This is a genomic window from Salmonella enterica subsp. diarizonae, assembly GCF_008692785.1.
In the GTDB taxonomy this organism is placed as follows: Bacteria; Pseudomonadota; Gammaproteobacteria; order Enterobacterales; family Enterobacteriaceae; genus Salmonella; species Salmonella diarizonae.
In genome coordinates this window covers 169,859-193,392 of sequence record NZ_VXJV01000009.1, presented here as the reverse complement: position 1 = coordinate 193,392, position 23,534 = coordinate 169,859, and the positions used below count along the sequence as shown (strand labels likewise).

Genomic DNA, 23,534 nt, shown 5'->3' with positions numbered 1-23,534 from the left:
TTGTAACCGTTTCCATCCCTGTGATGTTTCTCACGCAGTCCTGTGCAGGGTGCTGACAAAATAGCCGCCTGCTAACGGGGCATTTGTGAGTATTTTTGAACTCAAACAGGGCAGTGAATATGATCACCATTCGTGATGTAGCGCGCCAGGCTGGCGTGTCTGTAGCGACCGTTTCTCGCGTACTGAATAACAGCGCGTTGGTCAGTCCCGACACCCGTGACGCCGTCATGCAGGCTGTCACGCTATTGGGATATCGGCCAAATGCGAATGCGCAAGCGCTGGCCACGCAGGTGAGCGACACCATCGGCGTCGTGGTCATGGATGTTTCCGATGCCTTTTTCGGCGCTCTGGTGAAAGCCGTGGATCTGGTCGCGCAGCAGCACCAGAAATATGTTCTCATTGGCAACAGTTATCATGAGGCGGAAAAAGAGCGACATGCTATTGAAGTCTTGATCCGCCAGCGTTGTAACGCATTGATTGTTCACTCAAAAGCCTTAACCGATCGCGAGCTGGGCGACTTTATGGATCAGATCCCCGGCATGGTGCTGATTAACCGTATCGTGCCGGGTTATGCGCATCGTTGTGTCTGTCTTGACAATGTGAGCGGCGCCAGAATGGCGACCCGCATGTTGCTGAATAATGGACATCAGCGCATCGGCTACCTTGCCTCCAGCCACCGTATTGAAGATGACGCGATGCGCAGAGAAGGGTGGTTAAACGCGCTGCAAGAACAGGGGATTTCTGCGTCGGAGAGCTGGATTGGCATCGGCACCCCGGATATGCAGGGCGGCGAGTCGGCAATGGTTGAGTTGTTGGGACGCAATCTGCAACTGACGGCGGTATTTGCTTATAACGATAACATGGCCGCGGGCGCGCTGACGGCGTTAAAAGATAATGGCATCGCCATTCCCTTGCATCTGTCTATCATCGGTTTCGATGATATCCCTATCGCTCGTTATACCGATCCTCAGTTGACTACCGTGCGCTATCCTATTGCTTCTATGGCGAAAATCGCGACCGAACTGGCGTTACAGGGCGCCGCAGGCACGCTGGATATTACGGCGACGCATTGCTTCATGCCGACGCTGGTGCGGCGCCATTCGGTGGCGTTGCGACAGAATGCGGTGCTGATCACTAACTGATTACGCACCGCATGTAACCGTTTTCAATCTGTGAGTAAATTCACAGTTTATTAACATTGCGATAGCTATGATGACAACGTTTGTCGCACTGTAACTGATATGTAACAGTTGGTAATCAGTTTTGCAGGGGTATTTCGCTTATAAAAACCGTTATCACCCTATCCCGCGACTACCGGCCACAAAATAAAGAGTTGAATAAATACGCTTCGGCGTTCAGTAACACGACGTTAACATGCTGAGCAGCCGGGCATTTTTTTACGCTATACCCTACATAATAAAACCGGAGCTACCATGAATAAGAAGGTATTGACCCTTTCTGCCGTGATGGCAAGTCTGTTATTCGGTGCGCACGCGCACGCGGCTGATACTCGTATTGGCGTGACGATTTATAAATATGACGATAACTTTATGTCCGTCGTGCGTAAGGCTATTGAAAAAGATGGCAAATCCGCGCCGGATGTTCAGTTACTGATGAATGACTCGCAAAACGATCAGTCCAAACAGAATGATCAAATTGACGTTTTGTTGGCGAAAGGGGTTAAAGCGCTGGCGATTAACCTGGTAGACCCGGCTGCCGCTGGTACGGTGATTGAAAAAGCGCGCGGGCAAAATGTGCCGGTGGTGTTCTTTAACAAAGAGCCTTCCCGCAAAGCGCTGGACAGCTATGACAAGGCGTATTATGTCGGGACTGACTCTAAAGAATCCGGTGTGATTCAGGGCGACTTGATTGCCAAACACTGGCAGGCTAATCAGGGTTGGGATCTGAATAAAGACGGTAAAATTCAGTATGTCCTGCTGAAAGGCGAGCCGGGGCATCCGGATGCGGAAGCCCGTACGACGTATGTGGTGAAAGAGTTAAATGATAAAGGTATTCAGACCGAGCAACTGGCGTTAGACACCGCCATGTGGGATACCGCGCAGGCAAAAGATAAGATGGATGCCTGGCTGTCTGGCCCGAACGCTAACAAGATTGAAGTGGTTATCGCTAATAACGATGCGATGGCGATGGGCGCGGTAGAGGCGCTGAAAGCGCATAATAAATCGTCGATTCCGGTCTTTGGCGTCGATGCGTTACCGGAAGCTCTGGCGCTGGTGAAATCGGGCGCGATGGCCGGTACGGTACTGAATGACGCCAACAATCAGGCGAAAGCGACATTCGATCTGGCGAAAAACCTCGCAGAAGGCAAGAGCGCGGCTGACGGCACCAACTGGAAGATTGAGAACAAAATTGTGCGCGTGCCTTATGTTGGCGTGGACAAAGACAATCTGAGCGAATTTACCCAGAAATAAGTTTCCCGTCTGTGGGCGCAATTTCGTTGCGCCCTGAAACTGTGGAAGGGTGACGCGCCGTAGACCGGATAAAGTATTTCTTTTGCCATCCGGCGCGGATAGTCATAATTAAAAAGGCCGACAGGGTATCATTATGGGCAGCACGATTTCTCCGCCGTCGGGTGAATATTTGTTGGAAATGCGTGGCATTAACAAATCATTTCCCGGCGTGAAAGCGCTTGATAATGTCAACTTAAACGTTCGTCCGCACTCTATTCATGCATTAATGGGCGAAAACGGCGCAGGTAAATCAACATTATTAAAATGTCTTTTCGGTATTTACCAAAAAGATTCCGGCAGCATTGTATTTCAGGGAAAAGAAGTGGACTTCCATTCGGCGAAAGAAGCGCTGGAGAATGGGATTTCGATGGTACACCAGGAGTTAAACCTGGTATTACAACGTTCGGTCATGGATAACATGTGGCTGGGGCGTTATCCTACCAAAGGTATGTTTGTCGACCAGGATAAAATGTACCAGGATACCAAAGCGATATTTGATGAGCTGGATATCGATATTGACCCGCGCGCGCGCGTGGGAACGTTATCCGTTTCGCAAATGCAGATGATCGAAATTGCGAAGGCGTTTTCCTATAACGCTAAGATCGTTATTATGGATGAACCGACCTCATCGTTAACTGAGAAAGAGGTCAATCATCTGTTCACCATTATTCGCAAGCTGAAAGAACGCGGCTGCGGTATTGTTTATATCTCGCATAAAATGGAAGAAATTTTTCAATTGTGCGATGAAATTACTATTTTGCGCGACGGTCAGTGGATTGCCACCCAGCCGCTGGAAGGGCTGGATATGGATAAGATCATTGCGATGATGGTCGGGCGTTCCCTGAACCAGCGCTTTCCGGATAAAGAAAATAAGCCGGGCGACGTGATTCTGGAGGTCCGTCACCTGACCTCGCTGCGCCAGCCTTCCATTCGCGATGTCTCCTTTGATTTGCACAAGGGCGAAATTCTGGGCATTGCCGGTCTGGTTGGGGCAAAGCGTACCGATATCGTCGAAACGCTGTTTGGTATTCGTGAGAAGTCGTCCGGGACAATCACTTTACATGGCAAGAAAATTAATAATCACACTGCGAACGAAGCGATTAACCACGGTTTTGCGCTGGTGACGGAAGAGCGTCGTTCCACCGGAATTTACGCCTATCTGGATATCGGATTTAACTCATTAATTTCGAATATCCGTAATTATAAAAATAAAGTGGGGTTACTGGATAATTCCCGTATGAAAAGCGACACCCAATGGGTCATTGACTCCATGCGGGTAAAAACGCCGGGGCATCGCACGCAAATTGGTTCGCTTTCCGGCGGCAATCAGCAAAAGGTGATCATTGGTCGTTGGCTATTAACGCAGCCGGAAATATTAATGCTGGACGAACCGACCCGTGGCATTGATGTCGGCGCAAAATTTGAAATTTATCAGCTTATTGCGGAACTGGCGAAAAAAGGCAAGGGGATCATCATTATCTCTTCTGAAATGCCGGAGCTGTTAGGGATTACCGATCGTATCCTGGTGATGAGTAACGGTCTCGTTGCCGGCATTGTCGATACTAAAACAACAACGCAAAACGAAATTTTGCGTCTTGCTTCTTTGCACCTTTAAGATCAGGGGCTCCTTATGAGTGCGTTAAACAAGAAAAGCTTTTTGACCTGGCTGAAAGAGGGCGGAATTTACGTCGTTCTTTTAGTGTTGCTGGCGATTATTATTTTCCAGGACCCGACTTTTTTAAGTTTGCTGAATTTAAGTAATATTCTGACGCAATCTTCGGTACGTATTATTATCGCGCTGGGCGTGGCGGGACTCATCGTTACCCAGGGGACAGACCTGTCGGCGGGGCGTCAGGTAGGGCTGGCGGCGGTCGTGGCGGCAACATTACTGCAATCAATGGAAAACGCCAATAAAGTGTTTCCGGAAATGGCGACCATGCCGATTGCGCTGGTCATCCTGATTGTCTGCGCGATTGGCGCGGTGATTGGCCTGGTGAACGGCATCATCATTGCTTACCTGAACGTGACGCCGTTTATTACCACGCTTGGCACGATGATTATCGTTTATGGGATCAACTCCCTTTACTATGACTTTGTCGGCGCTTCGCCCATTTCCGGCTTTGACAGCGGCTTTTCCACCTTTGCGCAGGGCTTTGTGGCGATGGGCAGTTTCCGGCTCTCATACATCACCTTTTACGCCCTGATTGCGGTAGCGTTTGTCTGGGTGCTGTGGAATAAGACCCGCTTTGGTAAAAACATTTTTGCTATTGGCGGCAACCCGGAGGCGGCGAAAGTTTCTGGAGTAAACGTGGCGCTGAACCTGCTGATGATTTATGCGCTCTCCGGCGTGTTTTATGCCTTCGGCGGCTTACTGGAAGCAGGGCGTATTGGTTCTGCCACCAACAACCTCGGCTTTATGTATGAACTGGATGCGATTGCCGCGTGCGTTGTCGGGGGCGTATCGTTTAGCGGCGGAGTGGGTACGGTCTTCGGCGTGGTGACCGGCGTCATTATCTTTACCGTCATCAACTACGGCCTGACCTATATCGGGGTAAACCCGTACTGGCAGTACATTATCAAAGGCGGCATTATCATTTTCGCCGTGGCGCTGGACTCGCTGAAATACGCGCGTAAGAAGTAGTTATCCAGACGTATTGCCTTGCTTATCAGATAACCCGGCGCAGCGAGACTGCGCGCCGGGCTTCATACCGCGAGCTACAGCGTTAACGCGTGTTCTTTTTCGCCTTTTTTAAATTTGACCTCGCCTAAATCAATACAGGCGACCGGGCAGACATGACCGCACAGCAGACAACCGACGCATTTTTCCGTATTACAATGCGGCGTGCGGCTGTGTTCATCCCACTCCATCGCCTGATGACCGCCGTCATAGCAAGAGATATAGCAACGTCCGCAGCCGACGCATTTCTCCTGATTAATCTGCGGATAGACGATATAGCTGCGATCCAGGTCTTCCGCCGGGATAATATTGCTATTCGCCAGCCCGATCATCTCCTGTAATGAGGCAAACCCCTGATCGGCCAGATAATGGCTGAGGCCGCTCGCCATATCTTCTACAATGCGGTAACCGTATTGCATAATGCCTGTCGTTACCTGTAGGGTCGCCGCGCCCAGCAGCAGAAATTCGGCAGCGTCCTCCCAGGTCTCAATGCCGCCGATACCGCTAATCGGGAAATCGCGCAGTTCAGGGTGCATCCGCAACTGCTGGATAAAACGCAGCGCAATGGGTTTCACCGCTTTCCCTGAATAACCGGAGATGCTGGATTTACCGTTAACCACCGGCATCCCGATTTTGCGGTTCAGGTCAATGTTAGTAATGGATTTCACGGTGTTGATGATGGCGATACCGTCGGCTCCGCCGCGTTTGGCGGCCAGCGCGACTTCGCACATATCGCCAATATTCGGCGTCATTTTCGCCAGCATTGGCAAAGATGAACCGCGTTTTACGGCGCGGCAGTATTTTTCAACCAGTTCGGGACTTTGTCCTACATCGCTTCCCATGGCGTGCGAGGTCATCTGCGGACAAGAGAAGTTACACTCAATCATATCCGCGCCGGCTTCTTCAACCAGACGCGCCAGTTCCTGCCACTGCTGCTCATTTTCCCCCATGATGGAAGCAATCAGCACCTTATCCGGGTAATCCTGTTTTAGCCGTCGAATGGCGGCCAGATTCTCTTCCAGCGGATGCTCAGCGATTTGTTCCATGTTTTTGAAACCAATAAAACCGGTATCTTCTTTGGTCAGGTGATCAAAACGTGGAGAGACTTCGTTAGCAATAAAAAAACCAATGGTTTTAAAAACGATCCCGCCCCAGCCGGTATCATAGGCTTTGGCGCACATCTCATAACAGTTGCCTACCGGAGAAGAAGAGAGACAAAACGGATTGGGAAACTTAACGCCGCAAAAGGTAACAGACAAATCTTTTGTTAACATGAGCAGGCCTCCTCTAAATAATGATGAATAGCCTGAGCGGCTTCTTTTCCGGTTTTTACCGCATAAACGACGGTCTTATCGCCCTTAATAATATCGCCAGCGGCAAAGAGCGCCGGGTCGGCGGTTTGATAATCGTGAGTGTCGATAATATTATGCTGCGCTTTTATCTCCGCAAAGGTATCCAGTCGCGCGTGCTGCCCCACGGCCAGAATAATACGTTCCGCTTCCAGCGTCAGTTCTCCTGAATGGCGTACATGGTGGAAGGTCACTTTATTTCCGCTGACGGCGACAGGCGTAAAGCTATCAATAATCGATACGCCTAATGCCTGCGTGCTGGTAAATTCTTTTTCGCTGGCGGGGAATTCGGCTAATGCTTCCCGCGCCACGCAGGTGACGGAAGGACAGCCGAGAATTTTTAACGTACTGGCGACATCCATCGCTACGTCGCCGCCGCCAATAATTAATGCGCTACGCGGAACGCTAATATTGCCGTCGGCCTGACGGGCGCGCTGTAAAAAATCAACGGCAATCTCTACATGACTGGCCTGTTCAAATAACGGTAAATCAGAACCGCAGGACATCCCGACGGTCATCAGCACGGCGCGATATTCGGCTTTGAGTTGCGCAAGCGATAGCGACCCGCCCACGTCACAATTGCACTTAATATTGACGCCCATCTCTACAATGCGGGCAATTTCCTGATCGAGAACGCTTTGCGGCAGACGAAATGCCGGGATGCCGTGACGCAGCCATCCGCCGGGCTGCGGCTGTTTTTCGTAAATGGTGACGTCATAGCCTAAATGCGTGAGCGTCACGCTCGCCTGCAAACCTGCCGGACCCGCGCCAATAATCGCGACTTTTCCGCGTGTTTTACTCCCGGGCTGATAAATCTGCATGGCGGTCTGCTGTTCAAAATCGGTAATAAAACGTTGCAGGCGCGCAATATCAATAGGTTTATCTATCCCGGAACGCGTACATCCGCGCTGGCATAATTTTTCCGTCGGACAGACTCTGGCACAGACGGCGCCAAGCGCGTTATTTTCCCGGATAGTTTCCGCTGCGCCTTTAAAATTGCGAAAGTAAATAGAACGAATAAATTTCCCCGGATCGGTTTGCGCCGGGCAATCCTGACTACAGGGCGCGTCGTGACATAATAAACAACGTGAAGCCTCTTTTATTGCCAGTAATGGCGTAAAACCAGGCGTGAGTTCATCCAGATAATTTTGTTGCGGCATATAATCTTCCTTAATGCTTGAATAAATTAAGGCGAAACGCAAATAACGCGTTTTTATGATCCAAAATCTACCGCCAGCCTAAGCATTGAAAGAAGGGGATTCTGTGAAAGAATTCACAAAAAAATGAAACCAGAATGCAAAACAGCATTTGTTCCTTATATCATAATAATAACTATTCTCAATACTAATGTATAATAAATAACTTAACGATAAAAAAGAAGATAAATAACCATTCCAGTAAATAAAAAACCGCATCCGGTATAAAGAAAAAGATAAGACCAATATTGTACGGGATCGGCATGGCGATAGACATAAACCGGTTCTTGCGTATTTTTGACAATTTTATCTACCGCGCCGGTTCGCCAGCCTTTCTAGGCCTCACGGAAGCAAAAAAGCGGGAGTAGCAGACAGGCTAATGCGACAAATATCGTCTGTACATCCATGATCATTTCCCTTTTTTCTTTTCCAGTTCAAGCAATTGTTCCGGTGTAACTGCCGGATACCCCTGGGCGTCGTCCGGCACCTGATGCTGCGTGGGGATAGGAACCAGCGGGCCTAAAAAACGTGGTTCGCGTTTAAAAATATAGAGATCCGCCAGCGCACTAAAGCGGGCGCCAAATTCGCGCAGGCGTACTGTCAGCATATTTTTGGGTGAAGGTACCGCGTAACACTGCGCCTGAATGCCCATATGCAGCGCAATAAACAAAGCACGTTCGCAGTGGAAGCGCTGAGTGATGATAATAAAGTCGTTAGTATCAAAAACCTTGCGGGTACGCACAATGGAATCAAGCGTACGGAAGCCAGCGTAATCAAGCACGATGTCCGCAGGATCGACGCCCGCCGCGATAAGGTCTTTACGCATGGTCATCGGTTCGTTGTAGCTTTGCAGGGCGTTGTCGCCGCTGAGCAGCAGATAATTGACTTTGCCGCTGTTGTAAGCGTTTAACGCGCCCTGAATACGGTAACGATAGTACTGATTGATCACACCCTTACGATAGTATTTGGCCGTCCCCAGCACCACGCCAACCTGGCGGTAGGGGAGATCCTGCAATTCGTCGTAGATATAGGGCGCTGTTTTCCAGCTCATCCACCGATCGAGGCCAAGCACCGTCAACAGCAGCAAGCCTACCAGGACCAACAGGCTGTAAAACACGCGCTTTAACATGCAGGAAACTCGATACCAGGATGAAAGTGCAATCAGGCTACTGTACCCGAAGACGTAGCGCAAGAAACCGCCGTCTGATTGCGGAGATTTTCAGCATGATTTTCCCTGGGTCTGGTGGTAGGAGGAGGGAAGAGTCAGGCCGGATAAGACGCCAGCGCGCCGCTATCCGGCACGTTAACTTAGCCGAGAAGCACGCGGTCAATTTTATGGCAACCTAATGCTTTCAGCGTTGCGGCGGTGGCATCCCATTGAATTAATGCCGCGTCGCCTTTTTCCGCCAGAATCGCACGCTGAATATCTGCATAGTCGTAGCCATTGAGACTCAGCAGGTTTAGCGCGCCTTGCAGCGGGGGAAGCGTAGGGTTAAAGGCAGCGTTTTCCGCATAGCTGCCGGTGAAAATACGGCCATCTTTACATTCCAGCGCCACGCCGCTCGGTGAGTGGCTATAAGGCATATGGCTCTTATTGGCTGCCGTAATCGCCGCTTGCGTTAGCGTATCGCCCGTTAACGCAAAGCCATGATCCTGCTCGTCCATCAGCAGCGTTTTGATCTCCAGATCTTTTGGCCCGAAAGCGTCAGGCAGATAATCGCGTAGCGTATGCGGCGCGCGGCCCGGCAGATGAATGCGCAGATCCAGACCGCTGTTTAGCTCGTTCATAAACTGGCGACAGTGGCCGCAAGGCGTGTAGTTAACGGTGACGGCGGCGAGCCCTTTTTCGCCGCGTAGCCAGGCGTGGCTAATCGCGCTTTGTTCAGCATGCACAGTTTGTTGCATGGTGGCACCCAGGAACTCCATATTCGCGCCGAAATACCAGTTGCCGCTGACGCCGCGCGCAATCGCGCCGACGTTAAAATGGGACAAATCGGTACGGGCGCAGGCCGCCGCCAAAGGTAACAGTGCGAAAGCCAGCGCGTCTTCGTCCAGCCCCGTCGCATTTTTAAGCGTCGAGACCTGCTCTGCGGTCAGCATGGCGGGAAAATGGTGGTCCGCCAGGATAGGGGCCAGCGCTGATTGCAAATTATCCGCAAGCTGGGCAAAAGCAGTTTGAAAACGTGGATGCATGGCGTTGCCTCATAACAATGTAATGGAACCGTAGTTTACGGGCCTGTTATGTCTGAATATGTGATCTAAATCTCATTGCTTATGCAACTTGTGAAACTTAAATGAAAAATGCGCGACGCATCGCAAATTTTAACCCAGTCTTTTGTCCCGTCGTTAGCGCATTACCGCCAGAATGAGCGGAAACAAAAACGGTGCTGCCAGCGAGGTAATAATGCCGCAGATTACCAGCGCCAGGGAGCTAAACGCGCCTTCCTGGTAATCCAGCTCGGCGCAGCGCGCGGTACCAAGCGCATGCGAGGCGGTACCCATCGCCAGCCCGCGCGCGGCTTTAGTACGGATGTGCATCGCGTTTAACAGCGTGTGACCAAACACCGCGCCCAGAATACCGACAAAAATCACGCATACCGCGCTGATCGCGGGGATGCCGCCGATGCTGCCACCCACCGCCATCGCGATAGGTGTAGTAACGGATTTAGGTAGCACCGATGCCGCGATTTCAGGCGTTGCACCCATCAGCAACGCGACGGATGTCCCGGTAATCATCGCTACCATGCTACCGAGAAAACAGATACTAATAATGGATTTCCAGCGCGCGCGAATCTGGTGCAACTGTTCATAAAGGGGATAGGCCAGCGCTACCACCGCCGGTTGCAGCAGATCGTTAAGTACTTCGCTGCCTTTGAAGTAGTGATCGTAGGGAATACCGGTCAGCAACAGAAAAGGAATAATGACTACCATTGCCACCAGCAACGGGTTCAGCAACGGCATTTTAAAATGCGCCGCCAGTCTGCGAGCGGCGAAAAATACCGCCAGCGTCAGCGGTAACGACCACCAGATATATGCCATCATTTTTTCGATCCTTTCTGCCCAACCACTTTACGTTCACCGTGTATCAGGTGTGAACTCCAGCTCACGACCACAAAAACGACCAGCGTACTGATAGCGCAAGAGACCACCACCGGGCCGAATTGCGCGCGCAGTAAATCAAAATATTGCATGACCCCGACGCCAATCGGCACAAACAGCAGCGCCATATAACGAATTAGCACATAACAGCCGGGGTTAACCCATTTTGCCGGCAGAATTTGCAGCGCCAGCAAAACAAACAGAATTAACATCCCGATAATGCTGCCGGGAATAGTGATAGGAAGCAGCGATGCAAGGAAAATGCCTGCGTACAGACAGGCATAAATCAATACAAAAGCGCGTATATATTGCCAGATAATATTCAGTGACTTACTCATGTTTAAAGCCCTTGATGAGATAGATTCATCATACAATTAAACGTTAAAACGTGCTACCGATCACATCATGAATTCTTAGCATAGTGGGTATAGACAGCAGGAACATTGGGCAATACTCCTGGTCGGCGGCGTTAAACCTGGGCTAAAAAATATAAAAAGCGACTCAGGGCCAAAGAGGGCGTCTCATTCTTACGCCAGAACATCCCTACGCTGCCTTTTTGCTCAATTTTTGGCAAGTTTAAAATCGCCAGTTGCCCCTGGCTGGCATAGCGTTGCGCCAGCCGTAAAGAAAGAATAGAGATCATATCGCTGCTTTGCAGCAAATTGGTGCTGACGTTCATTGACGCCGATTCAATGGTGTTTTCCGGGAGCATTACGCCGTTATCGACGAGGGCGTTATCAATACTGATGCGAATAGGGGTGCCGGTTGGCCAGACTATCCACCGCCAGTGCGCCAGATCGCTCCAGGCGATCTGTGCTCGCGCGACCAGCGGATGGTGCGGACGCGCCACAAAGCAGACCGGCTCGGTATAAAGTACCTGATAATTAAGCGGCAGTTGCAGGGCGCGTCCGCCTACACGGCCTACCACCACATCCACCTGGCCGACAAGCAGATCGTGCAGCAGCGGCGTCATTACTTTCTCTTCAATATTCAGATGCAGGGTCGGCATCTCGTTAAGCAGGTTAAGAATCGCCTGTGATACGCAGTCAGTCGCTACGGGTGAACAGCCGATCTTCAGACTGCCAACCAGGCCGCCCTGCTTGAAACGGGCGATTTCATACTGTGAACGCTCCAGATCGTTAATTAGGCGTTGGGCGTGCTGGAGCAGTAATTTACCGCCTTCGGAGGGACGTATCCCTTTACTGTGGCGCTCAAAAAGTGTGATGCCTATCTCATCTTCGAGTTGAGATAACCACTTGGATAGCGCTGGCTGGGAGATATTCATCATCCGGGCGACATGCGTCAGGTTGCCCTGTTCGCCCAGCGCAACCAGCGTTTGCAGGTGATGTAATTTCAATTTCTGCGCCCAGTTCGCCATTCGCGATAACCTCCAGGTTATGTCTCTGCCTGAAAAGCCATTGTACATTTTATCACTCACTCTACAAACTCGTAACATAGCAAACATAAAAACAACATCTACCTCCCTGCACTGAGGCATTAACTATGACTCAACGACGTGATCTACAAGCCCTTATTGATGCCGCCCCCGTCGGCAAAATGCAGTGGCGCGTTATCATCTGCTGTTTTCTGGTGGTCATGCTCGACGGTTTCGACACCGCCGCGATTGGCTTCATCGCCCCGGATATTCGTACCCACTGGCAGTTAAGCGCCAGCGAACTTGCGCCGCTGTTTGGCGCAGGACTACTGGGGCTTACGGCCGGCGCGCTGCTATGCGGGCCGCTGGCGGATCGCTTTGGCCGCAAACGGGTGATTGAGCTTTGCGTGGCGCTATTCGGCGCATTGAGCCTGCTTTCCGCTTTCTCGCCGGATATAGAAACCCTGGTGCTGTTGCGCTTCTTAACCGGTCTGGGACTGGGCGGGGCGATGCCGAACACCATCACCATGACGTCGGAATACCTGCCCGCTCGCCGACGCGGAGCGCTGGTCACGCTGATGTTCTGCGGTTTTACGCTGGGGTCGGCGATGGGCGGGATTGTGAGCGCGCAACTGGTGCCGCTGATTGGCTGGCATGGAATTCTGGCGTTAGGCGGCATCTTGCCTTTAATGCTGTTTTTCAGCCTGCTGTTCGCGCTGCCGGAATCTCCCCGCTGGCAGGTACGCCGTCAACTACCGCAGGCGGTCGTCGCCCGGACGGTCAGCGCCATTACCGGCGAGCGCTATCACGATACGCAATTCTTTCTGCATGAGACAGCGGCCGTCGCCAAAGGCAGTATTCGCCAGCTTTTTGCCGGGCGGCAGCTTGTCATTACCCTGATGTTATGGGTGGTGTTCTTTATGAGCCTGCTCATTATCTATCTGCTTTCCAGTTGGATGCCGACGCTGCTTAACCATCGCGGTATTGATCTGCAACAGGCGTCGTGGGTGACTGCCGCGTTCCAGGTTGGCGGCACGCTTGGCGCGCTGTTACTCGGCGTGTTGATGGACCGGCTTAACCCGTTCCGGGTACTGGCGGTGAGCTATGCGCTGGGCGCGGTCTGTATTGTCATGATAGGTCTGAGCGAAAACGGCCTTTGGCTAATGGCGCTGGCGATTTTTGGTACCGGCATCGGTATTAGCGGTTCCCAGGTGGGGCTTAATGCTCTGACGGCAACGCTATACCCCACCCAAAGTCGGGCGACGGGCGTGAGCTGGTCGAACGCGATTGGACGCTGCGGGGCCATTGTCGGTTCGCTCTCCGGCGGCATGATGATGGCCCTCAATTTTTCTTTCGATACGTTGTTTTTTGTCATTGCTATTCCGGCGGCTATCAGCGCGGTAATGCTTACCCTGCTGACGGTGGTTGTCCGCCTTTCGATTTCTGTATCTGACGACCTGCCGCGTGCCAGCGTCGTAAACGAATAAGGAGAATCTCCATGTCTGAAATGAATCAGAACGTAAAAGATAGCCGCCAGCAGTATTACCAGCATATTTCCGGGCAGAATCTGACGCCGCTGTGGGAATCGTTACATCATCTGGTGCCGCAGACGCCAAACGCCAACTGCGCGCCGGCCTACTGGAATTATCAGGAAATTCGTCCGCTACTGATGGAGAGCGGTAATGTCATTGGCGCGAAAGAGGCGATCCGCCGGGTGCTGGTGCTGGAAAATCCGGCATTGCGCGGGCAGTCGTCGATCACGGCAACCTTATACGCTGGTTTACAGCTGATCCTGCCCGGCGAAGTCGCGCCGAGTCATCGCCATAACCAGTCGGCGCTGCGTTTTATCGTCGAAGGTAAAGGCGCATTTACCGCGGTGGACGGCGAGCGCACGCCAATGCATACCGGCGATTTTATCCTGACGCCGCAGTGGCGCTGGCACGATCATGGTAATCCGGGGTCAGATCCGGTGGTATGGCTGGATGGTCTGGATCTGCCGTTAGTCAACCTCCTGGGCTGTGGTTTTGCGGAAGACTATCCCGAAGATCAGCAGCCGGTAACGCGAAAAGAGGGCGATTATCTGCCGCGCTATGCGGCGAATATGCTGCCGCTGCGCCACCAGCGCGGGAACTCGTCGCCGATTTTCAACTACCGCTACGACCGCAGTCGCGAGGCGCTGCACGATCTGATCCGTATGGGCGATCCTGATGAGTGGGAAGGTTACAAGCTACGTTACGTTAATCCCGTTACCGGCGGTTATCCGATGCCGTCGATGGGCGCGTTCCTGCAACTGTTGCCAAAAGGCTTTGCCTCGCGTGTGGCGCGGAGCACCGACAGCACTATCTACCACGTCGTTGAAGGGGCAGGGCAAGTCACTATCGGCAACGAAACCTTGCATTTTTCCGCAAAAGACATTTTTGTGGCGCCAACCTGGCATGAGGTGTCGTTTCGCAGCAGCGAAGACACGGTGTTATTCAGCTTTTCGGACAAGCCGGTTCAGGAAGCCCTGGGGCTGTTCCGTGAAGCACGTTATTAATTAGGGAGAGAGAACATGACCAAATATGTATTCCAGCCGCAGGCACCGGTGACTGTACTGGTAGCGGGCAGTGATGAGCAGTTTCCGGTACGTCGCGTTTACTGCGTGGGTCGCAACTATGCCGCCCATGCCCGCGAAATGGGCTTTGATCCCGATCGCGAACCGCCGTTCTTCTTTTGTAAACCGGCGGACGCTGTCGTCCCGGTTGCGGCGGGAAACACCCTGGAACTGCCGTATCCGGCGCAGACCGATAACTACCATTATGAAATTGAGCTGGTGGTGGCGATTGGTAAAAAGGGGGGTGATATTCCGCTGGAAAAAGCCCATGAATATGTCTGGGGATACGCCACCGGTCTGGATATGACGCGTCGCGATCGTCAGATGGAAATGCGCCAGATGGGACGCCCGTGGGAAATTGGTAAAGCGTTCGATCTCTCCGCGCCTGTTGCGCCATTACACAAAGCCGCTGAAACGCATAATGTGGATAATGCCCCTATTTGGCTACAGGTTAACGGCGAGGACCATCAGCGCAGCGATATTCGCCATCTGATTTGGTCGGTGAATGAAACCATCAGCTATTTATCCGGCTTCTTTGAATTGCAGCCAGGCGATTTGATTTTCACCGGTACGCCAGAGGGGGTGGGCGCGGTGGTGAAAGGGGATGTCATCACCGGGAACGTGGAAGGTCTGACGCCCATTGCTGTGAAAATTGTCTGAGGTGAACGATGAAGCTGTACAGTTTCTTTAATAGTTCGGCGTCTTATCGCGTACGTATTGCGCTGGCGTTAAAGGGGATCGATTACCAGACGGTGGGCGTCAATATTCGTATCGGTCAGCAGAATGCGCTGGCCTACCGACGGATGAACCCGGTAGGCCTGGTGCCGACGCTGGTCACTGATGACGGCGAATCGTTGGGGCAATCGCTGGCCATCGTCGACTGGCTGGACCGACATTTTCCGCAAACGCCGCTGCTGCCGACGAGCGATCCGGCGCGCAGCCACGCGCTGGAAATTGTCTACACCATCGCCTGCGATATTCATCCGATTAATAACTTGCGCGTGTTGCGCTATCTGACCGATGAGCTGAAGGTTAGCGAAGAGCAGAAAAAACGCTGGTATGCCCACTGGATACAGCAAGGGTTAAGCGCGGTGGAGCAGCTATTGCGTAAAAGTCAGCCCGGAACATTCTGCGTGGGCGACGCGCCAGGTCTTGCGGACTGCTGCCTGATTCCTCAGTGGGCGAATGCGCTCAGGATGGGCTGTGATTTGTCAGGCTATTCGCGCTGCAAAGCCGTTTATGACGCCTGCGTGCAGCTACCGGCGTTTATTGCCGCCGCACCGGAAAATCAACAAGATAAAATCCCGGCCTGAAAAGGAGAATGATCATGACTAACGTGACAAGCGCAATTATTGTAGGTGGCGGAATCGGTGGCGCGGCGACCGCGCTGTCGCTGGCGCGCCAGGGAATAAAAGTCATGCTGCTGGAAAAAGCGCACGAAATTGGCGAGATTGGCGCGGGTATTCAGCTTGGGCCGAACGCTTTTTCGGCACTGGATAGTCTCGGTGTGGGCGATGTTGCCCGCCAGCGTGCGGTGTTTACCGATCACATTACTATGATGGATGCCGTGAATGCCGAAGAAGTGGTACGCATTGAAACCGGACAGGCGTTCCGCGACCATTTTGGCGGGCCGTATGCGGTAATTCACCGGGTAGATATTCATGCAACGGTATGGGAAGCGGCGCTGACGCACCCTGGTGTGGAGTATCGTACCTCGACCCATATTGTCGATATCCGCCAGACGCCGGATGATGTTACGGTGTTTGATGAGCAGGGCAATAGCTGGACGGCGGATATTCTCGTGGGCTGCGACGGTGTTAAATCGGTAGTGCGGCAAAGTTTACTCGGCGACGCGCCGCGCGTAACGGGGCATGTAGTCTATCGGGCGGTGATTGATTGCAACGATATGCCGGAAGATTTACGTATTAACGCGCCAGTGCTGTGGGCAGGCCCGCATTGTCACCTGGTCCATTATCCGCTGCGCGGAGGTCAACAGTACAATCTGGTGGTGACATTCCACAGCCGCCAGCAAGAAGAGTGGGGCGTGAAAGACGGCAGTAAAGAAGAGGTGCTCTCTTATTTTGCCGGTATTCATCCCCGCCCGCGTCAGATGCTGGATAAGCCGACCTCCTGGCGCCGCTGGTCGACCGCCGATCGTGAGCCGGTCGCGAAATGGGGAACCGAGCGTATTACCCTGGTGGGCGACGCCGCGCATCCGGTGGCGCAATATATGGCCCAGGGCGCCTGTATGGCGCTGGAAGACGCCGTCACGCTGGGCAAAGCGCTGGAACGCTGCGATGGCGACGCGCAGCAGGCATTTGCGCTGTATGAGTCGGTGCGTATTCCCCGCACGGCGCGTATCGTCTGGTCTACCCGAGAGATGGGGCGTCTCTATCACGCCGCCGGGGTGCAGCGTCAGGTGCGTAATCTGTTGTGGAAAGGGAAATCGCAGGAGGCGTTTTATCGCGGTATCGAATGGCTGTACGGCTGGAAAGAAGATAACTGTCTTGAGCCGCGCTGAGCACTTTTACGTGACGTAGCGTGGCGTTTGCGCCGCCATCCGGCAAAAAGTTTTGCTCATCGCAGAGAGGCGTTATGATAGCGCCTCTTTTTTTGCTGTGGATACCGATATGCGGGTTTTACTGGCGCCGATGGAAGGCGTGCTCGACGCGTTAGTGCGCGAGCTGCTGACCGAAGTGAATGATTACGATCTGTGCATCACCGAATTTGTGCGCGTGGTGGATCAGCTTCTGCCGGTAAAAGTGTTTCATCGCATCTGCCCGGAGTTGCTTCACGCCAGCCGCACGCCCTCCGGCACGCCGGTGCGTATTCAGCTTCTGGGCCAGCATCCGCAGTGGCTGGCGGAAAACGCCGCGCGGGCGGCGGCGTTGGGATCGTATGGCGTGGACCTGAACTGCGGCTGTCCGTCAAAAGTGGTGAACGGCAGCGGCGGCGGCGCGACATTGCTCAAAGATCCCGAGCTCATCTATCAGGGCGCGAAAGCGATGCGGGCCGCGGTGCCGTCGCATCTGCCGGTGACGGTAAAGGTGCGCCTCGGTTGGGATAGCGGCGATAGAAAATTTGAAATCGCCGATGCGGTGCAGCAGGCCGGCGCCAGTGAACTGGTGGTGCATGGCCGTACCAAAGCGCAGGGCTACCGCGCCGAGCATATCGACTGGCAGGCGATCGGCGAAATACGCCAGCGTCTGACTATTCCGGTTATCGCTAATGGCGAAATTTGGGACTGGCAGAGCGCGCAGGCATGTATGGCGACCAGCGGCTGTGATGCGGTGATGATTGGCCGCGGGGCGTTAAATATTCCTAACCTGAGCCGGGTGGTGAAGTATAACGAACCGCGTATGCCGTGGCCGGAAGTGGTTGCGTTATTACAAAAATATACCCGACTGGAAAAGCAGGGCGATACCGGTCTGTATCATGTCGCGCGTATTAAACAGTGGCTGGGATATCTACGTAAGGAATATATCGAGGCGACGGAACTCTTTCAGTCGATTCGGGCGTTAAACCGTTCGTCCGAGATTGCGCGGGCGATTCAGGCTATTAAAATCTAATCTTTACAGCGTCCAGAAAGTGTGCCGGGCAGACATTATCGCTCCCCGGCGCAGGCATCAGAAAATCATCTTAAATACGCCCGTTACCACCAACAGCCCAATCAGAAAAATAATTAAGATTGCCCATAGAAGAATTTTCATTGTTTGTCCCTTTATTGGTAAATACAAACAAAGTATAGGAAAGTATTAAGCCATCTGCTGCCTCGTTGGGCGCGGCGACGTTTAACTCATGAAGGCTGCTGGCGCGTATTGCAGTAAAATCGTTCATTTATTAACGGGTTAGTGGGACTTTGCATTGAAATATCATATCAAAAAATGTATCAGATGAAATTATTTGCTAATCATATAAATTTCGAAATATATCTTTTATTGTCTGATGATGTATTGCCACGCGTAACTAAAAAATAGATCGCCGTAAGACGTACTCTCTGCGTACCTTTTTTTATCAGAACACCTCCATGAATCGTAATCCTTTCCTTGCCGCGACAGCGAGCTTGCCGCTTTTTATTTTGCTGGCGGGCTGCGCGCCCATGCATGATACCCGTCAGTCGCTGACCCAGCAGACGCCCTCTTCTCATGTTGATTCCAGCCTGCCGGCGGCGTTGAAAAACGGTTGGCCGGATAGCCAGTGGTGGAAGGCGTATCACGACGCGCAGCTTGACGCGCTGATTGATAATGCCATACAGCATTCGCCAGATATGCAGGTGGCTGAACAGCGTATTCAACTGGCGGAAGCGCAGGCGAAAGCGGTTGAGGCGCAGGACGGTCCGCAGCTCGACTTTTCTGCCGACATTGAGCGCCAGCGAATGTCCGCGGAAGGGCTGATGGGGCCATTCGCGATTACCGATCCCGCCGCGGGAACGACCGGGCCGTGGTATACCAACGGCACATTCGGTCTGACGGCGGGCTGGGATCTGGATTTATGGGGGAAAAACCGCGCTGAAGTTACCGCGCGGATCGGGGCGGTCAAAGCGCGCGAAGCGGAGCAGGAACAGACCCGGCAACTGCTGGCAAGCGGTGTGGCGCGACTCTACTGGGAGTGGCAAACGCAGGCGGCGTTGAAAAATGTGCTGACGCAAATCGAGCATGAGCAGCAAAACGTGGTGGCGGTAAACCGGGAATTGTATCAACACGGGATTACCTCCTCCGTCGAGGGGGTTGAAACCGATATCGACGCCAGTAAAACCCAGCAGCAGTTGAATGACGTCAACGGTAAAATGAAGGTCATTGAGGCGCGGCTCAGCGCGTTAACCAATACGCAATCGGCGGCCCTAAAACTGCGTCAGGTGAGTCTCCCCGCCGTTGAAAGCCAGCTACCGTCGCAGTTGGGCTATTCGCTGCTGGCGCGTCGAGCGGATTTGCAGGCCGCGCACTGGTATATTGAATCCTCGTTAAGCAGCATTAACGCGGCGAAGGCAGCGTTTTATCCCGATATCAATCTGATGGCTTTTTTACAACAGGATGCGTTACATCTGAGCGATCTGTTCCGCCATTCCGCACAGCAATATGGCATTACCGGCGGGCTGACGCTGCCGATTTTCGACAGCGGCAGGCTGAATGCCAACCTCGATATGGCCAAAGCGCAAAGTAACCTTTCTATCGCCAACTACAACAAAGCGGTGGTAGATGCGGTTAATGATGTGGCGCGCACCGCCAGTCAGGTGGAAACGCTGGCGCAGAAAAATCAGCATCAGCAGCAGATTGAGCATGATGCGCAGCGTGTGGTCGGTCTGGCGCAAGCGCGCTTTAATGCCGGCGTTATCGCGGGTTCCCGCGTGAGCGAGGCCAAAATCCCGGCACTGCGCGAGCAGTGTAACGGCTTGTTGTTGCAGGGCCAGTGGCTGGACGCTTCCATTCAGCTTACCAGCGCGCTGGGCGGCGGTTATCATTCCTGATTTTTCCGGATGATTCAGACAGGGTTCCTATACTTAGGCTGTGTATGATTCATCCGGAGAGGAATATGACCAAAGTTGCAATTGTAACGGCATCAGATTCGGGAATTGGCAAAACGTGTGCGTTGTTATTAGCGCAAAACGGTTTTGATATTGGTATCACCTGGCATTCCGATCAACGCGGCGCGCAGGAGACGGCGAAAAAAGCGGCGCAATTTGGCGTGCGGGCAGAGACCATTCATCTTGACCTGAGCCAGTTGCCCGAGGGCGCGCAGGCCATTGAGCATCTTATCCAGCGTCTGGGGCGCGTTGATGTGCTGGTCAATAATGCCGGGGCGATGACCAAATCCGCGTTTATTGATATGCCGTTTACGCAGTGGCGGCAAATTTTTACCGTGGATGTCGACGGCGCGTTTCTCTGTGCGCAGATCGCCGCCCGGCATATGATTAAACAAGGAGAGGGAGGGCGCATTATCAACATCACCTCCGTCCATGAGCATACGCCGCTTCCGGAAGCCAGCGCCTATACCGCGGCGAAACATGCGCTGGGCGGATTGACTAAATCCATGGCGCTGGAACTGATTGAGCATCATATTTTGGTCAACGCCGTCGCGCCAGGCGCTATCGCCACGCCGATGAACGATATGGATGACAGCGACATCGAGCCGGGATCGGAACCTTCGATCCCTATCGCCCGACCGGGCTCTACGCATGAAATAGCCAGCCTCGTCGCCTGGCTGTGTTCGGAAGGCGCAAGCTATACCACCGGTCAGTCGCTGATTGTCGACGGCGGGTTTATGCTGGCGAATCCGCAATTCAACGCAAAATAAACGCCGGGGGCCGGATGGCGGCGTTATGCCATCCGGATACCATCGGTTTAACGGGCCTCTGCTTTGCCGCGTCTTTTCAGCCACCAGCGCACGCCCACTACCAGTACGACGGCCAGAATCAGCCAGACCCCGTGTCTGAGATGCTGATCGAGGTCGTGCAGCCATGGCGCGATCACCTCGCCGCCAAGATATCCCAGCGTGGTAAACAGCAGCGCCCAGACCAGCGCGCCTACAATATTCAGCGGCAGAAAAATTTTAGGCGGCAGGCGGCTGGCGCCAATCAGCAGCGGGCCAACCACCCGAAATCCATACATAAAACGCGTGCCGATCACAAACAGATACGGATGGCGTTGGATCATTTTCTGCGCGTGACCAATCTTAGTATGATAACGGGGGAAACGACGCAGGATCTTCCCGCCATAGCATCGTCCCAACAGGTAAAGTAGCTGATCGCCCATCATCCCTCCCAGCGCGACAGCCACCACCACCAGCGGAAACTTGAGCAGCCCCTGATGCGCCGCGACGCCTCCCAACAGGGTAACGGTTTCACCTTCGGCCATACTGCCGATAACCAGCGCCGCATAGCCATAATGCGTAATAAGCGTGTTGATATCCATGCGTAAACCACCTCCGGCATTAAGCATACACCCTGGCAAGAGGTGTGCGCGGCAAAGCCGACGTTTTGCCGGAGACTATTTCTTTATTGTTCATAAAATAACCAGAAACTGAATTATACTTGAACATACTGACATCTGAGTCATCAGAAGGGGGCAGTATGAACCATGTATGGGGACTTTTTTCACATCCCGATCGGGAAATGAAGGTGATCAAAAGCGAAAACGAAACCGTTTCGCATCACTATACGCACCATGTTTTGCTGATGGCGGCGATTCCCGTCGTCTGCGCCTTTATCGGCACGACGCAAATCGGCTGGAATTTTGGCGACGGTAATGTGTTACAACTCTCGCTGTTTACCGGTCTTGCGCTGGCGGTCTTGTTCTACGGCGTGATGCTGGCGGGCGTCGCGGTGATGGGACGCGTCATCTGGTGGATGGCGCGAAACTATCCGCAACGGCCATCGCTTGCGCGCTGTATGGTTTTTGCCGGCTATGTCGCGACGCCGCTTTTTTTAAGCGGGCTGGTAGCGCTCTATCCGCTGGTATGGCTATGCGCTCTGGTCGGCGCCGTAGCGCTCTTTTACACCGGCTATTTGCTGTATCTGGGTATCCCGACCTTCCTCAACATTAATAAGGAGGAAGGATTAAGCTTCTCCAGTTCGACGCTCGCTATCGGCGTACTGGTCCTGGAGGTGCTACTGGCGATCACCGTGATCCTGTGGGGATACGGCTACCGCCTGTTCTGATGCGAAAAAGGGCTGGCGTAAAAGCCAGCAATGCAGCATTTGCTGACGATTCTTCTGTAGCGGCAACGCTGGCGTGCCGCTATGATGCCACTGCTAGCTTGAGTAAAATCTCAGCTCAGGCGGTGTGCGTTACGACGCGCGTGAATCATTATCAGAAATCTCATCATGCTGAAATTCCGAGCTTCATTCCTGAGCCTTGCTCTGATGTTGGCCGTTCCTTTTGCCCCGCAGGCCGTGGCGAAAACGGCAGCGACAACCGCGGCGTCTCAACCTGAGATTGCCTCCGGTAGCGCAATGATTGTTGATCTCAACACCAATAAAGTGATCTATTCGAACCACCCGGATCTGGTGCGTCCGATTGCCTCAATAACCAAATTAATGACGGCGATGGTCGTGCTCGACGCGCGATTGCCGTTGGATGAAATACTGAAGGTCGATATCAGCCAGACGCCGGAGATGAAAGGGGTTTACTCCCGCGTGCGCCTGAACAGCGAAATTAGCCGCAAAAATATGTTGCTGCTGGCGTTGATGTCATCCGAAAACCGTGCGGCGGCAAGCCTGGCGCACTATTATCCTGGCGGTTATAACGCGTTTATTAAAGCGATGAATGCGAAGGCGAAAGCGTTGGGCATGACGCATACCCGCTTCGTTGAGCCGACGGGGTTGTCGATTCATAACGTCTCGACCGCGCGGGATTTAACAAAACTGCTGATTGCCACGAAGCAATACCCGCTGATTGGCCAGCTAAGCACCACGCGCGAAGACATGGCGACATTCTCGCATCCGGCGTATACGCTGCCGTTTCGCAATACCAACCATTTGGTCTACCGTGATAACTGGAATATCCAGTTAACGAAAACTGGCTTTACCAATGCGGCGGGGCATTGCCTGGTGATGCGTACCGTGATCAATAACAAACCGGTTGCGCTGGTGGTCATGGATGCGTTCGGCAAATATACCCACTTTGCGGACGCCAGTCGCCTGCGTACATGGATTGAAACCGGTAAAGTCATGCCCGTTCCGGCTGCCGCGCTGAGCTATAAAAAGCAAAAAGCCGCGCAAATGGCAGCAGCCAGCGCCAATGCCGGGGCGCAAACCGCACAGAACGATTAAGTCGCCG

At 53.1% G+C, this 23,534-nt stretch carries 23 protein-coding genes and 1 pseudogene; 14 read left to right on the top strand and 10 right to left on the bottom strand.

The annotated features are described in order from the left end of the window. Positions 1 to 119 precede the first annotated feature (119 nt). The 4 genes from galS to mglC all read left to right on the top strand — a co-directional run bounded on the left by galS (position 120) and on the right by mglC (position 5,112). Entirely contained in the window at positions 120 to 1,142 is a 1,023-nt protein-coding gene (gene galS, locus F4V72_RS19250) for an HTH-type transcriptional regulator GalS (protein WP_023248326.1), read from the top strand. 291 nt (positions 1,143 to 1,433) lie between these two features. Then, positions 1,434 to 2,432 (top strand): galactose/glucose ABC transporter substrate-binding protein MglB, encoded by a 999-nt coding sequence (gene mglB / locus F4V72_RS19245; RefSeq protein WP_023248325.1) that lies wholly within the window; start codon positions 1,434 to 1,436, stop codon positions 2,430 to 2,432. A gap of 133 nt (positions 2,433 to 2,565) precedes the next feature. Next, a complete protein-coding gene (gene mglA, locus F4V72_RS19240; RefSeq protein ID WP_136058187.1) occupies positions 2,566 to 4,086 on the top strand; it encodes a galactose/methyl galactoside ABC transporter ATP-binding protein MglA in 1,521 nt (506 codons plus the stop codon). A gap of 15 nt (positions 4,087 to 4,101) precedes the next feature. Beyond that, the gene (gene mglC / locus F4V72_RS19235) at positions 4,102 to 5,112 is read left to right on the top strand and encodes a galactose/methyl galactoside ABC transporter permease MglC (RefSeq protein WP_001275101.1); all 1,011 of its coding nucleotides are present in this window, start codon (positions 4,102 to 4,104) and stop codon (positions 5,110 to 5,112) included. 74 nt (positions 5,113 to 5,186) lie between these two features. Here the strand turns inward: mglC and preA are convergent, their stop codons facing one another. From preA to F4V72_RS19195, 8 genes and pseudogenes are all read right to left on the bottom strand, one after another. Then, positions 5,187 to 6,422: an NAD-dependent dihydropyrimidine dehydrogenase subunit PreA gene (gene preA / locus F4V72_RS19230; RefSeq protein ID WP_136058188.1), complete on the bottom strand. Its 1,236-nt coding sequence runs from the start codon at positions 6,420 to 6,422 to the stop codon at positions 5,187 to 5,189. Next, positions 6,416 to 7,657: an NAD(P)-dependent oxidoreductase gene (locus F4V72_RS19225; protein ID WP_136058189.1), complete on the bottom strand. Its 1,242-nt coding sequence runs from the start codon at positions 7,655 to 7,657 to the stop codon at positions 6,416 to 6,418. Before F4V72_RS19225 ends, preA begins: the two co-directional genes overlap by 7 nt. A gap of 203 nt (positions 7,658 to 7,860) precedes the next feature. Continuing rightward, positions 7,861 to 8,106, bottom strand: a pseudogene (locus F4V72_RS19220) (DUF2542 family protein). After that, positions 8,103 to 8,822 (bottom strand): outer membrane permeability protein SanA, encoded by a 720-nt coding sequence (sanA, locus tag F4V72_RS19215; protein ID WP_023248319.1) that lies wholly within the window; start codon positions 8,820 to 8,822, stop codon positions 8,103 to 8,105. Before sanA ends, F4V72_RS19220 begins: the two are co-directional and overlap by 4 nt. A gap of 179 nt (positions 8,823 to 9,001) precedes the next feature. After that, on the bottom strand, positions 9,002 to 9,886 hold the full coding sequence (gene cdd / locus F4V72_RS19210) for a cytidine deaminase (RefSeq protein WP_023248318.1): 885 nt from the start codon (positions 9,884 to 9,886) through the stop codon (positions 9,002 to 9,004). 153 nt (positions 9,887 to 10,039) lie between these two features. Continuing rightward, positions 10,040 to 10,735 carry a CidB/LrgB family autolysis modulator gene (locus tag F4V72_RS19205; protein ID WP_023248317.1) on the bottom strand — a complete coding sequence of 232 codons (696 nt, stop codon included), beginning with the start codon at positions 10,733 to 10,735 and terminating at the stop codon, positions 10,040 to 10,042. Next, positions 10,732 to 11,130, bottom strand: a complete 399-nt coding sequence (locus F4V72_RS19200) for a CidA/LrgA family protein (RefSeq protein WP_023248316.1) — start codon at positions 11,128 to 11,130, stop codon at positions 10,732 to 10,734. The genes F4V72_RS19205 and F4V72_RS19200 overlap by 4 nt, the downstream gene beginning before the upstream one ends. A gap of 131 nt (positions 11,131 to 11,261) precedes the next feature. Then, the gene (locus tag F4V72_RS19195) at positions 11,262 to 12,170 is read right to left on the bottom strand and encodes a LysR substrate-binding domain-containing protein (RefSeq protein WP_023248315.1); all 909 of its coding nucleotides are present in this window, start codon (positions 12,168 to 12,170) and stop codon (positions 11,262 to 11,264) included. A 125-nt stretch (positions 12,171 to 12,295) separates the two neighbouring features. Between F4V72_RS19195 and mhbT the strand changes: the two genes are divergently transcribed. From mhbT to dusC, 6 genes are all read left to right on the top strand, one after another. Further along, positions 12,296 to 13,654 (top strand): 3-hydroxybenzoate transporter MhbT, encoded by a 1,359-nt coding sequence (gene mhbT, locus F4V72_RS19190; RefSeq protein WP_088759770.1) that lies wholly within the window; start codon positions 12,296 to 12,298, stop codon positions 13,652 to 13,654. 11 nt (positions 13,655 to 13,665) lie between these two features. After that, complete coding sequence (gene gtdA / locus F4V72_RS19185) at positions 13,666 to 14,703, top strand: gentisate 1,2-dioxygenase (protein ID WP_023248313.1); 1,038 nt, start codon at positions 13,666 to 13,668, stop codon at positions 14,701 to 14,703. Between the two features lie 15 nt (positions 14,704 to 14,718). Next, positions 14,719 to 15,420 carry a fumarylacetoacetate hydrolase family protein gene (locus F4V72_RS19180; RefSeq protein WP_136058190.1) on the top strand — a complete coding sequence of 234 codons (702 nt, stop codon included), beginning with the start codon at positions 14,719 to 14,721 and terminating at the stop codon, positions 15,418 to 15,420. Between the two features lie 8 nt (positions 15,421 to 15,428). Further along, a complete protein-coding gene (gene maiA, locus F4V72_RS19175; protein ID WP_023248311.1) occupies positions 15,429 to 16,073 on the top strand; it encodes a maleylacetoacetate isomerase in 645 nt (214 codons plus the stop codon). Between the two features lie 14 nt (positions 16,074 to 16,087). Then, positions 16,088 to 17,281: a 3-hydroxybenzoate 6-monooxygenase gene (locus F4V72_RS19170; RefSeq protein ID WP_023248310.1), complete on the top strand. Its 1,194-nt coding sequence runs from the start codon at positions 16,088 to 16,090 to the stop codon at positions 17,279 to 17,281. A 109-nt stretch (positions 17,282 to 17,390) separates the two neighbouring features. Then, positions 17,391 to 18,329: a tRNA dihydrouridine(16) synthase DusC gene (gene dusC / locus F4V72_RS19165; RefSeq protein ID WP_114048942.1), complete on the top strand. Its 939-nt coding sequence runs from the start codon at positions 17,391 to 17,393 to the stop codon at positions 18,327 to 18,329. A 57-nt stretch (positions 18,330 to 18,386) separates the two neighbouring features. On the opposite strand, the gene yohP is transcribed toward dusC, so the two are convergent. Then, the gene (gene yohP / locus F4V72_RS19160) at positions 18,387 to 18,470 is read right to left on the bottom strand and encodes a small membrane protein YohP (protein WP_000698460.1); all 84 of its coding nucleotides are present in this window, start codon (positions 18,468 to 18,470) and stop codon (positions 18,387 to 18,389) included. 317 nt (positions 18,471 to 18,787) lie between these two features. Between yohP and mdtQ the strand changes: the two genes are divergently transcribed. Together mdtQ and F4V72_RS19150 are read left to right on the top strand one after the other, a co-directional pair. Continuing rightward, positions 18,788 to 20,224, top strand: a complete 1,437-nt coding sequence (gene mdtQ / locus F4V72_RS19155) for a multidrug resistance outer membrane protein MdtQ (protein WP_114048941.1) — start codon at positions 18,788 to 18,790, stop codon at positions 20,222 to 20,224. A 65-nt stretch (positions 20,225 to 20,289) separates the two neighbouring features. Continuing rightward, a complete protein-coding gene (locus F4V72_RS19150) occupies positions 20,290 to 21,051 on the top strand; it encodes an SDR family oxidoreductase (protein ID WP_023248307.1) in 762 nt (253 codons plus the stop codon). A 47-nt stretch (positions 21,052 to 21,098) separates the two neighbouring features. Here F4V72_RS19150 and F4V72_RS19145 read toward each other — a convergent pair whose 3' ends face one another. Continuing rightward, complete coding sequence (locus F4V72_RS19145; protein WP_023248306.1) at positions 21,099 to 21,668, bottom strand: DedA family protein; 570 nt, start codon at positions 21,666 to 21,668, stop codon at positions 21,099 to 21,101. 158 nt (positions 21,669 to 21,826) lie between these two features. On the opposite strand from F4V72_RS19145, the gene F4V72_RS19140 reads away from it, so the two are divergent. Next, the gene (locus tag F4V72_RS19140; RefSeq protein WP_023248305.1) at positions 21,827 to 22,414 is read left to right on the top strand and encodes a Yip1 family protein; all 588 of its coding nucleotides are present in this window, start codon (positions 21,827 to 21,829) and stop codon (positions 22,412 to 22,414) included. A 165-nt stretch (positions 22,415 to 22,579) separates the two neighbouring features. Beyond that, positions 22,580 to 23,527, top strand: a complete 948-nt coding sequence (gene pbpG, locus F4V72_RS19135; RefSeq protein ID WP_023248304.1) for a D-alanyl-D-alanine endopeptidase — start codon at positions 22,580 to 22,582, stop codon at positions 23,525 to 23,527. The last annotated feature ends 7 nt before the right edge of the window (positions 23,528 to 23,534 follow it).